Source organism: Bradyrhizobium sp. ORS 278, assembly GCF_000026145.1.
GTDB lineage: Bacteria > Pseudomonadota > Alphaproteobacteria > Rhizobiales > Xanthobacteraceae > Bradyrhizobium.
On the sequence record NC_009445.1, the window covers coordinates 547943 to 563632 of the forward strand.

Below are 15690 nucleotides of genomic sequence, written 5' to 3' on the forward strand. Positions count from 1 at the left end.
CACCCTACGACTCTCTCCTCCGTCATGCGAGCGCAGCGGCGCAGCGAAGCAATCCAGGGGCTCGGGTGGGACTCTGGATTGCTTCGGCGCAAGAGCGCCTCGCAATGACAGGGTTATTTGGCCGGCAACTTCGCCTTCAGCCGGTACAGCGCGTCCAGCGCTTCGCGCGGCGTCATCTCGTCCGGATGCAGGTCCTTCACCGCGGCGATCAGTTCCTCCGTCTCCTTCGACATCGCGGGCTCCACCGCCGCGCGCGACGGCACCGCGAACAGCGGGAGGTCATCGACCAGCGCCCGCGCGTTCTGGCCGCGGTCGGCGGCCTCCAGCTTCGCCAACACCGATTTGGCGCGGCTGATCACGGCCGGCGGCAGGCCGGCGAGCTTCGCCACCTGGATGCCGTAGGAGCGGTCGGCGGAGCCGGGCAGCACCTCGTGCAGGAACACGACATCGCCCTGCCATTCCTTGACACGCACCGTGGCGTTGAACAGCCGCGGCAGCTTGGCGGCGAGCGCGGTCAGCTCGTGGTAGTGCGTCGCGAACAGCGTGCGGCAGCGGTTGCTCTCGTGCAGGTGCTCGATCGCCGCCCAGGCGATCGAGAGACCGTCGAACGTCGCCGTGCCGCGCCCGATCTCATCCAGGATCACCAGCGCGCGCTCGCCGGCCTGATTGAGGATCGCCGCAGTCTCGACCATCTCGACCATGAAGGTCGAGCGTCCGCGCGCGAGATCGTCGGCGGCGCCGACGCGCGAGAACAGCCGGTCGACGATGCCGATGCGGGCGCGGCTCGCCGGTACGAAGCTGCCGATCTGAGCTAGCAGAGCGATCAGCGCGTTCTGGCGCAGGAAGGTCGATTTGCCCGCCATGTTCGGGCCGGTGAGCAGCCACAGCTGGCCGCTCTTGTGTCCCGGCGTCGGCGACAGGTCGCAGGAATTGGCGATGAACGGCTGGCCCTCGCGCTTCAGCGATTGCTCCACCACGGGATGACGGCCGCCCTCGATGGCGAAGCCGAGCGAGCCGTCGACCTCCGGGCGGACGTAGTTGTCGTCCAACGCGAGCTTGGCCAAGGCGGTGGCGACATCGAGCATGGCAAAGCCATGCGCGGCGGCGCGCAGATCGTCGCCGATCGCGAGCGCCTGTGCGCACAGGCGGTCGAAGATCTCGAGCTCGAGATTGAGCGCGCGCTCGCCGGCGTTCGCGATCTTCGCCTCGATCTCGCCGAGCTCCGAAGTGGTGAAGCGCACCTGTCCCGCCAATGTCTGGCGATGGATGAAGGTCGCGTTGAGCGGCGCCGACATCAGCTTGTCGCCGTGCTGCGCGGTGACCTCGACGAAATAGCCGAGCACGTTGTTGTGCCGGATCTTGAGCGCCTTCACGCCGGTCTGGTCGGCATAGCGCGCCTGCATGGAGGCGACGACGAGGCGCGAGGCGTCGCGCAGATTGCGCGTCTCGTCGAGCGTCGCATCATAGCCCGACCGGACGAAGCCGCCGTCGCGCTTGATCAGCGGCAGCTGCTCGTCGAGCGCGCGGGCGAATTCGTCCGCCAGCGCGCGCGCCGGCCGCGCCAGCGCCGCCATCACCGACGCGATTTCCTGCGGCGGCTGGTCGAGCACGGAGAGCCGCGCCAGCGCCTGGTCGGCGGCGAGGATGCCGTCGCGCAACGCCGCGAGATCGCGCGGCCCGCCGCGCCCGACCGACAGCCGCGCCATCGCGCGGGTCATGTCCGGCGCGCCGCGCAGGATCACGCGGATATCCTCGCGCGCGGCACTGTCGGCAACGAATGCGTTGACCGCATCAAGCCTGCGCCCGATCTGCGCCGGCTCGGTCAGCGGCGCGGCGAGGCGCTGGGCCAGGAGACGCGAGCCGGCCGAGGTCACCGTGCAGTCGATCGCGTCGAGCAGCGAGCCGCGGCGCTCTCCGGCGAGCGTCCGCGTCAGTTCGAGATTGGCGCGGGTGGCCGGATCGATCGCCATGGTGCTGCCGGTCGCCTCGCGCGCCGGCGGCGCCAGCGGCGGGCGCTGGCCGACCTGGGTGCGCTCGACATAAGTGACGCAGGCGGCCGCCGCGGTGGCTTCCAGCCGCGATAGCACCGCGAGACCGTCCATGGTGGCGACGGCGAAATAATCGCATAGCCGGCGCTCGGCGGTGGCGCCGTCGAATACGTCGCGGGTCAGCGGCGTCACCGCGGCAAGCTCGCGCAGCACTGGCTCGAAGGCCTCGTCCGAGTACAGCGCGTCGGAGACGATGACTTCGTTCGGATTGATCCGCGCGAGCGTCGCCGTCAGCTCGGCGAAGGCGCATTCGGTGACGATGAAGTCCGAGGTCGAGATGTCTATCCAGGCAAGCCCGAGCCGGTCGCCGCCCGACGAGCCGCGGCTGCGCGCGATCGACAGCAGGTAGTTGTTGGCGCGCGCGTCGAGCAGATTGTCTTCGGTGAGCGTACCCGGCGTCACCACGCGCACGACGCCGCGCTTCACCACGCTCTTGTTGCCGCGCGCCCGCGCCGCGGCCGGATCCTCCATCTGCTCGCAGACGGCGACGCGGATGCCCTGCGCGATCAGCCGGTGCAGATAGTCCTCGGAGCGCTCCACCGGCACGCCGCACATCGGGATGTCCTGGCCCTGATGCTTGCCGCGCTTGGTCAAGACGATGCCGAGCGCTTTTGATGCGACCTCGGCGTCCTCGAAGAACAGCTCGTAGAAATCGCCCATCCGGTAGAACAGCATCAGCCCGGGATGCGCGGCCTTGATGTCGAGATATTGCTCCATCATCGGTGTGAGCTTGGCCGGCGCCTCGGCAGGCGTCGCCTCCTGCGGAACCGGGACGGAGATGGGCTGCTGGATCGTCATGGCGCGGAAACTAGCCAATTTGCCCGGACGGTCCTACCGCTTTGCGGAGCCTGTCCCGGTTTTCCACGATGGCGATCTTGCCTCGCGCCGGTGCCAGAGAGAACCACCGGCGTCATTCCGGGGCGTGCGCAGCACGAACCCGGAATCCATCGTGCGGCAGGTTAAGCGGCCCGATGAGTTCCGGGTTCGCCGTGATGCGCGCGCCGCCCCGGAATGACGGCGAGGTTTGGGCAGGAGTATTAGCGCGTTGTGGACGGTGTCAGTCTTCGCACCTCCCCCGCTTGCGGGGGAGGTCGGATCGCATCGAAGATGCGATACGGGTGGGGGCCTCTCCACACGACGCACCTCTCGATCACTACCCGAGCCGCGCCCCAACCCCAGCCCTCCCCCCCCCCGCAAGCGGGAGAGGGGGCGCACCGATCGCGGGGAGGCAGTGTGCGCATACGGCTTCTCCACGCATGCCACCCCGCGTTCCCGTCATTTGACCTGCCCCCATCGCACTCCTAAAACCGCCGTCAATTCTGACCAGAAACACCCACCGGGAGAGAGCGATGCGAGACGTGTTCATTTGTGATGCGGTGCGGACCCCGATCGGGCGCTTCGGCGGCGCGCTGGCGAAGGTGCGCACCGACGATCTCGCGGCGACGCCGTTGAAGGCGTTGAAGGCCAAGCATCCGAATCTCGACTGGGCCGCGGTCGACGAGGTGTTCTTCGGCTGCGCCAACCAGGCCGGCGAGGACAACCGCAACGTGGCGCGCATGGCGCTGCTGCTCGCAGGCCTGCCCGACTCCATTCCCGGCCAGACGCTCAACCGGCTCTGCGCCTCCGGCCTCGATGCGGTCGGCGCTGCCGGCCGCGCGATCCGCGCGGGCGAGGTCGATCTCGCGATCGCCGGCGGCGTCGAATCGATGACGCGCGCGCCGTTCGTGCAGGGCAAGGCTACGGAGGCGTTCTCGCGCTCGGCCGAGATCTTCGACACCACGATCGGCTGGCGCTTCATCAATCCGCTGATGAAGAGCCAGTATGGCGTCGACTCGATGCCGGAGACCGGCGAGAACGTCGCCGAGGAATTCCAGGTCTCGCGCGCCGACCAGGACGCCTTCGCGATCCGCTCCCAGCAGCGTGCCGGCCAGGCGATCGCGTCCGGCTATTTCGCCGCCGAGATCGCACAGGTCGCCGTGCCCGGTGGCAAGGCTGGCCCCATCATCGTCGACAAGGATGAGCATCCGCGCCCCGAGACCACGCTCGAAGGTCTCGCCAAGCTGAAGCCGATCGTGCGCAATCCCGGCACGGTCACTGCCGGCAATGCGTCGGGCGTCAATGACGGTGCCGCCGCGATGATCCTGGCCTCGGAAGCCGCCGTGAAGAAGCACGGCCTCACGCCGCGCGCGCGCGTGCTCGGGCTGGCGTCGGCCGGCGTGCCGCCACGCATCATGGGCATCGGCCCGGTGCCCGCGGTGCGCAAGCTGCTGGAGCGGCTCGGCCTCAAGATCACCGACTTCGATCTCATCGAGCTCAACGAGGCGTTTGCTAGCCAGGGCATCGCCTGCCTGCGCCAGCTCGGCGTCGCCGAGGATGCCGATTTCGTCAACCCGCATGGCGGCGCCATCGCGCTCGGCCATCCCCTCGGCATGAGCGGCGCCCGCATCGCGATGACGGCGGTGCACGGCCTCGAAGTGCGCGGGGGAAAACGCGCACTCGCCACCATGTGCGTCGGCGTCGGCCAGGGCGTTGCCCTGGCGGTCGAGATGGTCAACTAACACGCCGGCGTCATTGCGAGCGAAGCGAAGCAATCCAGGGTCGCGCGCGCAGCTCTGGATTGCTTCGTCGCTTCGCTCCTCGCAATGACGGAGTATGCCGAAGGACCGCGCCATGACAATCTCCCGCGAACAGGACGTCACGTCAGCCGTGCTGGCCGTGATGGAGCAGACCTCCAACCCGCGGCTGCGCGAGATCATGGTGTCGCTGATCAGGCACCTGCACGGCTTCGTCCGCGATGTCCGTCTCACCGAGGCCGAATTCCGCGAGGCGGCCGCGCTCATCGCCGAGCTCGGACAGCGCACCAACGACACGCACAACGAAGTCGTGCTGATGGCCGGCTCGCTCGGCGTCTCGCCGCTGGTCTGCCTGCTCAACAATGGCGACGGCGGCAACACCGAGACGGCGCAATCGCTGCTCGGCCCGTTCTGGCGGCTGAACTCCCCGCGCACGGAAAACGGCGGCTCGATCCTGCGCTCGGCCACGCCGGGCCCTGCGCTGTTCGTGCAAGGGCACGTGGTCGATCCGAACGGAGCGCCGGTGGCCGGCGCCGAGGTCGACGTCTGGCACGCGTCTCCGGTCGGCTACTACGAAAACCAGGATCCCGACCAGGCCGACATGAACCTGCGCGGCAAGTTCACCACCGACGAAGACGGCCGATTCTGGTTTCGCTCGGTGATGATGGTCGGCTATCCCATCCCGACCGACGGCGTCGTCGGCCGTCTCCTGAAGGCGCAGGGCCGCCATCCCTATCGTCCCGCGCATCTGCATGCGCTGATCGTCAAGCCGGGCTACAGGGTCCTGATCTCGCAGGTCTACGACCCCAACGACCCGCACATCGACAGCGACGTCCAGTTCGGCGTGACGAAAGCGCTGCTCGGCAACTTCATTCGCCACGACGAGCCGCATCCGACCGAGCCCGACGTCACCGCGGCCTGGTACTCGCTCGACCACGTCTACCGCATGGAGTCCGGTGACACCGTGTTGCCAAGGGCGCCGATCAAGTAGCGCTTCGCAACGGTACGGGCGGCGGCAATGTCGGCTTCGGCGAGGGCCTCGCCGGCGAGCTCCTGCGCATGTATGCGCTTAAGCCCCTGATCGACGAGATCCTGGTGCAGTCCGGCTTCAAGCCGGGCGAAGATCCGGTGTGGTAGCCGCGATGGCGCGTCATTCTCCGCTGTCGTCCTGGCGAATGCCGGGACCCATAACCACCAGCGGATGTGTGATGCTCGACAGGTTCGACATCCAGCCTGCCTCAAGACGGATCACGCGGTATGGGTCCCGGATCTGCGCCCGCCAACGCTATCGCGTTGCCGGGCTTGTCCGGGAAGACGGCTGGGAGTGAGCCGCGCCACCGCCAACTTTGCGCTTGATGCCAGCCCCACCCCCTTCGTCGTCCCGCCTTGAGCCGGGACCCATACCGCGTAATCCATCTTGAGGCAGGCGGATGTTGCCGCGGTCGCCCGACGAACGACGAACGTCATATTGGGCAGAAGCGGGGAGCCGGGCGATGGGGATGAAGCGGATAGATCCACCGCGCCGACGGGAAAATCCCCGGGGGCTGGGGGCGGCGCTGGAGGAGCCACCGCCCCCGCCCGGCACATCACGAGTGGGGCGCTCATGAGGTGCAGTCCCTGCGCGCAACTCTTACGCAGAGCACCGAGTGAGGTATTCAGAAGATAGCCGGAAACGCGCCGGATTGAAGTTACAAATCCATCACGTCACGGTCACTCTTTTGCTACTCCCGCCGCACTGCGTCCGAATAGCACACGTATTTTCCGCGCCGGGAACATTCATCCTGGGTTAACTACTCCATCACCGCGTGGTCGGCCGGCGCGGACTGCTGGCGCAGCGCCTTTCGCGTCGAGCCGATCATCACAGCGAGCGGGATCGACACCAGGATGAACGTCATCACCAGCTGGTAGTCGTGCGAGAACGCGAGGATCTGCGCCTGCACCATGACCATGGCGTCGGCCATCGCGCGGCCGGCATCGGTGGAGAGGTTCAGCAGGCCCGCCACGTTCGGCATCTGCAGAGCATGATTGAACGGATTGATGTGCTCGACCAGGATGGCGTGGTTCCGCCGCGTTCCTTCCGTGAGCTGCGCGATGGCAATGGAAATACCGATCGAGCTGGCGACATTGCGCACCAGGGTCAGCATCGAGGTTCCGTCGGTGCGCAGCGCGCCCGGCAGCGTGAGGAACGCCACGGTCGAGAGCGGCACGAATACCAGGCCGAAGCCGAAGCCCTGCATGATGCTGATGGTGACGATCTCGGGCACGCCGGTCTGGTCGGTCCAGCCGGTCATCTGGAACAGCGACAGCGCCGTCAGCGACAGCCCGACGATGATCAGCGTGCGTGCCTCGATGGTGCGCAAGAGCCGCCCGACCAGCATCATCGCCACGAAGGTGCCGCAGCCGCGGGTGGCCAGCAGCACGCCGGCGGTGATGATCGGATAGCCGATGACGTTCTGCAGGTAAGGCGAGGACAGCGCCATGGTCGAGAACAGCACCAGGCCCATCACCGTCATGAACACGCAGCCGCCGACGAAATTGCGGTCCTTGAACAGCGCGAACTGGATGAACGGCCGCTTGGTGGTCAGCGAATGCGCCAGGAAGTAGTAGAAGCCGATCGCCGCGACGATGAACTCGATGATGATCTCGTTGCTCTCGAGCCAGCCCTGGTCCTCGCCGCGGTCGAGCGCGATCTGCAGCGAGCCGATGCCGATGGCGAGCGCCATGAAGCCGAACCAGTCGAAGGTCAGCGCGGTGTTCGGCTTGGTCTCCTCCATGAACGCCATGAGCCCGAGCACGGTGACCGCGCCGAACGGCAGGTTGACGAAGAACACCCAGTGCCAGGAATAGGTCTCGGTCAGCCACGCGCCCAGCGACGGCCCCATGATCGGGCCGAGCATCACGCCCATGCCCCAGATCGCCATCGCCTTGGCGCGTTCGTGCAGGGCGTAGGAGTCGAGCATCACGGCCTGCGACAGCGGCACCAGCGATGCGCCGAACACGCCCTGCAGCAGGCGGAACAGCACCATCTGCGTGATGTCCTGCGCCAGGCCGCACATCACGGACGCAAGGGTGAAGCCCGCCGAGCAGATGATGAAGGTGCGCTTGCGGCCGAAACGGTTGGCGATCCAGCCCACCGGCGCGGTCATGATCGCCGCGGCCACGATGTAGGACGTCAGCACCCAGTTGATCTGGTCGGTCGAGGCCGACAGCGTGCCCTGCATGTAGGGCAGGGCGACATTGGCGATGGTGGTGTCGAGCGCCTGCATGATCGTCGCCGTCATGGCGCAGATCGTCACCATGTTGCGGCGGAATCCCGGAACCGCTGATGAGGCTGCCGGCGCGGTCATGGCGCTACTCGTCCTTGCCGGCCGCGTGCGCCGATCCGAACAGGCCGGCGAGCGTGCGCTCATGGCCGGTGTCGATCGACACGTTGACGCTCATGCCGGCCTTCAGCCTGGCGACGAACTTGTCGGTCTTGTCGAACGCGATCCGCACCGGCACGCGCTGCACCACCTTGACGAAATTGCCGGTGGCGTTCTGCGGCGGCAGGATCGCGAACTGCGCGCCGGTGCCCGGCGACAGCGAACTGACCGTGCCCTTGAAGCGGTGGTTCGGGAACGCGTCGACGTCGAGCTCGACCGGCTGGCCGACCGCGACATAGGTGAAGTCGCTCTCCTTCGGATTGGCGTCGACCCAGGGATTGCTGATGTCGATCACCGAGAACACCGGCGTGCCCGCGGCGACGAAGCGTCCCAGCTGGATCTGGTCGACCTGCGTGGCGATGCCCGGCATCGGCGCGCGCAGCGTCGTGTGGTCGAGATCGCGCTGCGCGTCCTCGAGCTTGGCCTTGGCCTGGACGTAGGGCGGGAACTCCTCCAGCGGCAGGTCGGGATTGCCGAGCAGCTGGGTCTTGGCGTTGGAGAGCTGCTGCTTGATGAACTGCGCCTGGGCGCCGGCCGTCACCAGCGCGTTGGCGGCGTTGTCGAGATCGAGCTGCGAGCCGAAATTGTTCTTGGCGAGCGTCTGCTTGCGCTCGACGTCCTTCTGCTTCAGGTCGATGCCCTGATTGGCGAGGTCGAGCATCTGGCCGTAGATCTTGATGTTGGCAGTGAGGTTGTCGTAGGCGGTGCGCGCCTGCGCCAGCGCCGCCTTGGCCTGGTCGACCGCGAGCCGATAGGGCACCGCGTCGATCTCGAACAGCTCGTCGCCCTTCTCGACCTGCTGGCCCTCCTTGACGAGGACCTTGATGATCTTGCCGGAGATGTCGGGCGTGATGAGCACCTTCTGCGCGCCGACATAGGCGTCGTCGGTGGTCACGTAGCGGCCGCCATTGAGATACAGCACGAAGCCGCCGATCGCGGCGACGAGCGGGAGCACCACGAGCAGCAGCGTGCGGCGATAGCGACGCAGGAAGCCGGGACGCGCCGGCTTTGCGGCGGCAGCCGCCGGCGGCGCCGCATCCGGGCTGGCCTTCTGTTCAGGGGCGAGTTTCAGGGCGGGCTCAGCCATAGCGCTGCTCCTTTCGCTGCTCGTCACACAGGGACTGCAGGGCGTTTCTCACATTTTCTTTGATGGCTTCGAGATGGGTCATCAGCCGCTCGGCCTCGGCCGGGCTGATGCCCTGAAGGGCGGTGTCGGTCAGCTCGCCGCGCAGCACCGCCAGCTTGGCGAGCAGCGGGCGCGCGGCTTTCTTCAGATAGAGCCGGTTGACGCGGCGGTCGGTGTCGTCGCCGCGGCGCTCGATCAGTCCGGCATCGGCGAGCTTGTCGATCAGCCGCGTCAAGGTGATCGGCTGCATCTCCAACTGGTCGGCCAACTCGGACTGCTTCATCCCCTCGTTGCGCTCGACCTTGGCCAGCACGGCCCATTGCGCGCGGGTCATGCCGAAGCGCGCGGCCTCCTTGTCGGCATAGGCGCGCATCAGGCGCTGCAGCTCGGCCAGCGTAAACAGGAAGTTCACGTCCGCGGACGTGCGGGTCATGGCGGTCTCGATTCGGGAACGGAGGAGAGGAATTAAGCTTCGGCTGCAATAAGTCGCGTATATGATAAGCAAGCTTATGAATTTTTCACGACCCTTGATTGCGTACCCGGTCCGTCCGGAATGCATGGCTGCGCCGCGACCTTTGGCGAGCCGGTCTCGAAATGCTAGATTGTCCGGCAATGACCCTCGCCAGACCCACCTTTCCCGCGCCGGACCACGATCACGGCCGCTGCGCGGCCGATGCCCTCGACCATGCCGAGCGCGTCTGCGCCCAGCGCGGCCAGAAGTTCACGCCGCAGCGCCGCCAGGTGCTGGAGGCGCTGCTGTCGAGCCACAGGCCGCTCGGCGCCTATGAGATCATCGAGGAACTCGCCAAGGCGAGCACGAAGGCCAGCACGAAGGCCAGCACGAAGGCCGGCGCACGGCCGGCGCCGATCACGGTGTATCGCGCGCTCGAGTTCCTGATGGCCAACGGCCTGGTGCACCGCATCGAAAGCCGCAACGCCTTCCTCGCCTGCGCCCATGACCACGAGCAGACCGCGCTCGTTGCGTTTCTGATCTGTGAAAGCTGTGGCGCCGTCGGCGAGGTTCCGGCAGCGCCGATCGCAGAGAGCCTGAAGAGCGCCGCCGCCGCCTCGGGCTTCACGCCGAAGATGTCGGTGGTCGAGATCACCGGTCTCTGTGCGCATTGCCAGAAAGCCGCGTGAGATCCGTCACTGCGCCGGAAGGTGTACACGCCTAACTGATCGTCGTATTCGAGCTATCGCCGCAACGACGGTGCGCTCCCTCTCCCCGTTCTTCACGGGGAGAGGGTTGGGGTGAGGGGCAGCCACGGGCACCGACCGTCCGGAGAACCCCCTCACCCGGATTGCATCTTCGATGCAATTTAACCTCTCCCCGCGCGCGGGGAGAGGCGGGGACCGCCGCTGTTGCCATTAGTCCGCCTGATCTCCATCAGGCGAAATCGCGCGGATGCAGTCCCCGCGGTCAAAAACAAGAACTCGCCAGGGAGCCCAAATCCTCGTGTCCGCAATCTCTCATTCATCCGCCGCCACCCGGCCGCTCGGCCCGGGCGCCATTGCCATCACGCTCGTGCTCTGCCTGTCCTGGGCGTTCAACCAGATCGCGATCAAGCTGGCGCTGCCCGAAGTGCCGCCGATGCTGCAGGCGACGTTCCGCTCGGCCGGCGCGCTGCCGGTGCTGCTGGTGTTCGCGCAACTGCGCGGCGTGAGGATGTTCGAGCGCGACGGCACGCTGTGGCTCGGCCTGATCGCGGGCGCGCTGTTCGGCTTCGAGTTCGTGCTGATCTATCAGGGCCTGCTCTTGACCTCGGCCTCGCGCGCGGTGGTCTTCCTCTACACCGCGCCGTTCTTCGTGGCGCTCGGCTCGTTCCGCTTCCTCGGCGAGCGGCTCGGCCCGGCGCAATGGGGCGGACTCGCCATGAGCTTCACCGGCGTGGCGCTGGCGATCGGCATCCCCCAGGCCAATGTCGACAGCCGCGTCCTGCTCGGCGACCTCCTGGTGGTCGGCGGCGGACTGCTGTGGGGCGTCACCACCGTCTTCATCAAAGGCACCCGGATGCGCCTCATCGCGCCCGAGCGGGCATTGGGATACCAGGTCGCGGTCTCCGTCCCGATCATGGCGGCGGCCGCGCTGATCGCCGGCGAGCGGCTGACCCATGTTCCCAGTCCGTTCGTGCTTGGGCTGCTCGCCTATCAGGCGATCTGGGTCGTGGGCACGACCTTCACGATCTGGTTCGCGCTGATCAAGGCCTATTCTGCCAGCAAATTGTCGGCATTTACCTTCATCACCCCTTTATTCGGCGTGGTGGCGAGCTATTTCATCCTGCATGACGCCCTGACGCTGGCCTTTGGCCTCGCCGCCGTGCTTGTGATCATTGGGCTTTTTCTCGTAAACCGCCCGAACCGCGCGGTCGCCGCCGCGACTGATCCATTGCTGACCGTCACCAAAACCTGATATCCGAGCGCCCATGAACAAGCCCGAGACAGTGACCGAGAACTCTCTAGCGTCCGATGTCGCCGGACCCGCTCCCCGGCATCAGACCACCAAAGTCATGGTCGGCAACGTCGCCGTGGGCGGCGGGGCGCCGATCGTGGTCCAGTCCATGACCAACACTGACACCGCCGATGTCGACTCGACGGTGGCCCAGGTCGCAGCGCTGGCGCGCGCCGGGTCGGAGATGGTCCGCATCACGGTCGATCGCGACGAGGCGGCGGCCGCCGTCCCGCACATCCGCGAGCAGCTCGACAAGCGCGGCATCACCACGCCCCTGATCGGCGACTTCCACTACATCGGCCACAAGCTGCTGACTGAATACCCGGCCTGCGCCGAGGCGCTGGCGAAGTACCGCATCAATCCCGGCAATGTCGGCTTCAAGGACAAGCGCGACACTCAGTTCTCGACCATCATCGAGCTCGCCAACAAATACGGCAAGCCGGTGCGCATCGGCGCCAACTGGGGCTCGCTCGACCAGGAGCTGCTGTCGAAGCTGATGGACGAGAACGCGGCGTCCGCGAACCCGCGTAATGCGCGGGCCGTGATGCGCGAGGCGATGGTGCAGTCGGCGCTGCACTCGGCCGAGCGCGCCCAAGAGCTCGGCATGCCAAAGGACCGCATCATCCTCTCCGCCAAGGTCTCGGCGGTGCAGGACCTGATCGCGGTGTACCAGGATCTCGCCGCGCGCTCCGACTACGCCATCCATCTCGGCCTCACCGAGGCCGGCATGGGCTCGAAGGGCATCGTCGCCTCCTCGGCCGCGCTCGGCATCCTCCTGCAGCAGGGCATCGGCGACACCATCCGCATCTCGCTGACCCCCGAGCCCGGCGGCGACCGCACCCTCGAGGTGCAGGTCGCGCAGGAACTGCTGCAGACCATGGGCTTCCGCACCTTCGTGCCGCTGGTCGCGGCCTGCCCGGGCTGCGGCCGCACCACCTCGACCACGTTCCAGGAGCTGGCGCGCTCGATCCAGGATTTCATCCGCGACGAGATGCCGACCTGGAAGATCAAATATCCCGGCGTCGAGGCGCTCAACGTCGCGGTCATGGGCTGCATCGTCAACGGCCCCGGCGAATCCAAACACGCCAATATCGGCATCTCGCTTCCCGGCACCGGCGAAGCCCCGGCCGCCCCCGTGTTCGTCGACGGCAAGAAGTTCCGCACCTTGCGCGGCCCCACCATCGCCGCCGACTTCAAGGCCCTGGTCATCGACTACATCGACCAGCGCTACGGCAGCGGCGCCAAGGCGCCGGAGAGCGTGACCGCCGCGGAGTAAGGGCGGTCGAAGGGAGTTTTTTCGCAGACGCAAGGAGTGCGTCTGTGAAGAATGTCCGCGAGTAAATCTAGCTGGCTAGCACGGCACATCGCGCATCGATACGCTTCCACGAAGGTCGGAGGGATTATTGAAGTCTATCGACCAAGCCTTGGCAAAATCGATTCTCAGGCTCTCGCTTTAGGCCGAGTTGAGCGACTTCTAGCGCACGCCCGTCGTCTCCGGCGTGCAAGTGTAGCCAAGCAAGCCGGGAGAGATCAGTTGCTGAAGCGACTGGCAAATAGGATTCTAGCAGTTTCGCAATGGGTTTAAACAGGTCGCCTCGCTCTACCACCGACATCTGATCAATTATCTCGCGCTCGCTATTGAGCCAATGAGCCATGCTTGCAATTTGGTGAAGCGGCGGATCCTTTATTTCAGCAGCGCGAAGAAATGCATTGCAACCGCCAATGACGTTCCCAGTGGCCCTGTATATAGCAATAAGCTGTTGCCACGCTTGTTGAGAGTCCTCCGCCGAAGGGTTTTTCTCGAGAAATCGGCGAAGATAGTTTGCAGTCGCCTCGACACCTTTTTCGCCCTCAGACTCTCGATTGATTTGAGCAAGCAACAACCAAGCCGGGTGATAGCTTCGTGCCACGTATTCAAGTATCGGACGCATTTCTTCGAAGGAGACGCTTCCATCACTGATACGCTTAGCAACTTTTTTGAAGAGAGCCTCTATGCGCGGAGCAATTCCTTCCTTCAGCCCAGTTGTTACTGTGGCTCCAATATCCTGTAGGAAGCGCGTGTCGCTCTCGATTAGCTGTCGATGAGGATGAACATTGAGTTTCTTGACTCCAAACAGCGCCGCCGCCAGCGGGATCCCTAAAAAGCTCGTATTATCCGCTGCTCGTGTGCGGTCAACTAAAGACATTCGAACAAGCTCTTCAATCGCCTGTTCGGGGTCAACGCCTTCTCGATGATGGTGCCTCAGCAATACCGCTTCGAGCGCAAGCTGGGGTACCAGTGATCGCCATGCGCTAAGGGTCAAGAACGTGTGGGCGGCGAGAGGCGATAGATTGGCGTAAGTACGTTCAAACAGCGCCTCTAATATCTCATCTTTGCGCACCATCATTGCGCTCGGTTTGCTGAACGAATGAGTATTTGCGATCTCTCCTAAGACAATCTTTATTATGTAAGGGTGTCCGCCCGACTCCTCGATTATCTGATCCCGTTGTTTCGAGGAGATGATGTGACTGATACCAAGTTTTATCGCTAATTGATCAATAAGATTCTCAGCTTCCTGAGGCTCCATGCCCAAGACCTCAATCGGGAAGTCTGCTTTAAATTCGCGGAATCGGCTAGTGATGAGAACTTTGTTCGGCAATCGGATATTCGTATCAATCCATTGGAATAGATCAACGGGATTTCGAACTGTCTCAAAATTATCGAAAACGAACAGTGTTGGTCCGATGGGGCACGAACGCATGTGCTCAGACATCCTGCTTACTGCCGAGGTCTTTTTTGAAGTTTCGCTCTGATCCTCCCCTACTAGTGCAAGATACTCAGCGGCAATATCTTTCTCCGCCATCACTCTGGGTTGAACGACCTTCGGTCCTTCCGTTGTCAAGTCAATGTCTCTTGCGCTGAACCATACAATTGCTTGATATCGCGTTGTGGAGGTGATCTCATGAAGGACGGCGAGCACAAGTGATGTTTTCCCGATGCCTCCTCGTCCAACCAAGGTGACAATCGGATGGCGATCGTTGCTGATGATCTTGCTCGCTTCTGCCTCCAAGCGTGGCCGTCGTACATAGCCGCTCGGAACAGTCGGCAGATTGGTGAACACGTTTCCAACTACGTCAAGCTCTCGCTGTCCCTCGGTCTCGCTGGGAGGTCGATTATTTGCAACAGCCAAGTAAGGTTGAGCGTTACCCGAGAGGCGGCTGTCAGTGATCACGGAGTGGAGCTCGTAAGACTTTCCTTTGAAAGCTCCGTTCGGCAAATAGAAGTCTGACAAACTCAGGTCGGAGTGAAGTAGCTCGACAGGGCGCAGCTTGCCCGCCGAAATGTAGACCCCGTCTGGGAGACTCGTTCCTAGAGCTGCGTTTGTGGTCAGGGATCGAAAGGCGGTGGCATCTCCGCCGATCGGCACTACGTTGTATTTTCCCGAAAGATTCCTGTGCAAATATGCCCAAGGGCGACGAAAGATGGGATTGTTGTCGATAAGTAGCTCGATCGAGGACTTGAGCGCGGGAACTAGCCTTGCGCAAGTTGCCGGAGTAATCGCTCCATGGCCGCGGGTTTTGTTCCGGAGTTCAGCAAACCGTGAGAACCAGGTACGGAGGCTTATCTTATCTCCGGTTGGTTGCGCGGCGTGTACTCCTGCCAGAACTGAGTTTAATCGATCTAAAGCTTCGTATTGCCAAGTACCGGCGCCGAGCCGCTCCATAAATACGCGTCTATCAGTAACCAGCTCTTGTGCTAAGTGTTGAGCAGGCGGACCGACTAGAATCTCCTCTAGCTTACTTGCCCATTCTCCAATTCCGTCTGCCCGCACAAGCGCGTGGCAAAGTTGATATCTGTGTTTTTCTCGATCATCCTCAATGCAGGCAACGAAGGCAGCCGTCGTCAACTTTACGATGAGCTCGCCGGCATACAGAAGTTCCATGAATAGGGAGAAATCGGAATCGCTGTTAGTGTTGATGCGTGAAACGACCCTGTCGATTGGAGCAAAAGCCATATATTTCATGCCTGAAAGTGAGCCGATGAAGTTCTTCGGCCAATAATTCTATCACAAGATGAAGGTCGGTTAATTAA

Annotated in this window: 10 protein-coding genes; 5 read left to right on the plus strand and 5 right to left on the minus strand. The window is 64.2% G+C overall.

The window, feature by feature from the left end:
* Nucleotides 1-113: 113 nt before the first annotated feature.
* Nucleotides 114-2846, minus strand: coding sequence for a DNA mismatch repair protein MutS (mutS, locus tag BRADO_RS02525; protein ID WP_041756031.1), 2733 nt, complete (start codon nt 2844-2846; stop codon nt 114-116).
* Nucleotides 2847-3397: 551 nt separating this feature from the next.
* On the opposite strand from mutS, the gene pcaF reads away from it, so the two are divergent.
* The gene (gene pcaF / locus BRADO_RS02530) at nt 3398-4606 is read left to right on the plus strand and encodes a 3-oxoadipyl-CoA thiolase (protein WP_011923748.1); all 1209 of its coding nucleotides are present in this window, start codon (nt 3398-3400) and stop codon (nt 4604-4606) included.
* 112 nt (nt 4607-4718) lie between these two features.
* Nucleotides 4719-5612, plus strand: a complete 894-nt coding sequence (locus BRADO_RS02535; protein ID WP_041757284.1) for a dioxygenase — start codon at nt 4719-4721, stop codon at nt 5610-5612.
* Between the two features lie 799 nt (nt 5613-6411).
* On the opposite strand, the gene BRADO_RS02540 is transcribed toward BRADO_RS02535, so the two are convergent.
* From BRADO_RS02540 to BRADO_RS02550, 3 genes are read right to left on the minus strand one after another with little or no spacing between them, the layout of a single operon-like run.
* A complete protein-coding gene (locus BRADO_RS02540; protein WP_041756032.1) occupies nt 6412-7968 on the minus strand; it encodes a DHA2 family efflux MFS transporter permease subunit in 1557 nt (518 codons plus the stop codon).
* Between the two features lie 4 nt (nt 7969-7972).
* On the minus strand, nt 7973-9130 hold the full coding sequence (locus BRADO_RS02545) for an HlyD family secretion protein (protein ID WP_011923751.1): 1158 nt from the start codon (nt 9128-9130) through the stop codon (nt 7973-7975).
* The gene (locus BRADO_RS02550; RefSeq protein WP_011923752.1) at nt 9123-9602 is read right to left on the minus strand and encodes a MarR family winged helix-turn-helix transcriptional regulator; all 480 of its coding nucleotides are present in this window, start codon (nt 9600-9602) and stop codon (nt 9123-9125) included. Before BRADO_RS02550 ends, BRADO_RS02545 begins: the two co-directional genes overlap by 8 nt.
* A 179-nt stretch (nt 9603-9781) precedes the next feature.
* On the opposite strand from BRADO_RS02550, the gene BRADO_RS02555 reads away from it, so the two are divergent.
* From BRADO_RS02555 to ispG, 3 genes are all read left to right on the plus strand, one after another.
* The gene (locus BRADO_RS02555; protein WP_011923753.1) at nt 9782-10309 is read left to right on the plus strand and encodes a Fur family transcriptional regulator; all 528 of its coding nucleotides are present in this window, start codon (nt 9782-9784) and stop codon (nt 10307-10309) included.
* Nucleotides 10310-10625: 316 nt separating this feature from the next.
* Complete coding sequence (locus tag BRADO_RS02560; RefSeq protein ID WP_011923754.1) at nt 10626-11579, plus strand: DMT family transporter; 954 nt, start codon at nt 10626-10628, stop codon at nt 11577-11579.
* A gap of 13 nt (nt 11580-11592) precedes the next feature.
* Nucleotides 11593-12894, plus strand: coding sequence for a flavodoxin-dependent (E)-4-hydroxy-3-methylbut-2-enyl-diphosphate synthase (ispG, locus tag BRADO_RS02565; RefSeq protein ID WP_011923755.1), 1302 nt, complete (start codon nt 11593-11595; stop codon nt 12892-12894).
* 124 nt (nt 12895-13018) lie between these two features.
* On the opposite strand, the gene BRADO_RS34885 is transcribed toward ispG, so the two are convergent.
* Nucleotides 13019-15622, minus strand: a complete 2604-nt coding sequence (locus BRADO_RS34885; RefSeq protein ID WP_011923756.1) for an NB-ARC domain-containing protein — start codon at nt 15620-15622, stop codon at nt 13019-13021.
* Nucleotides 15623-15690 lie beyond the last annotated feature (68 nt).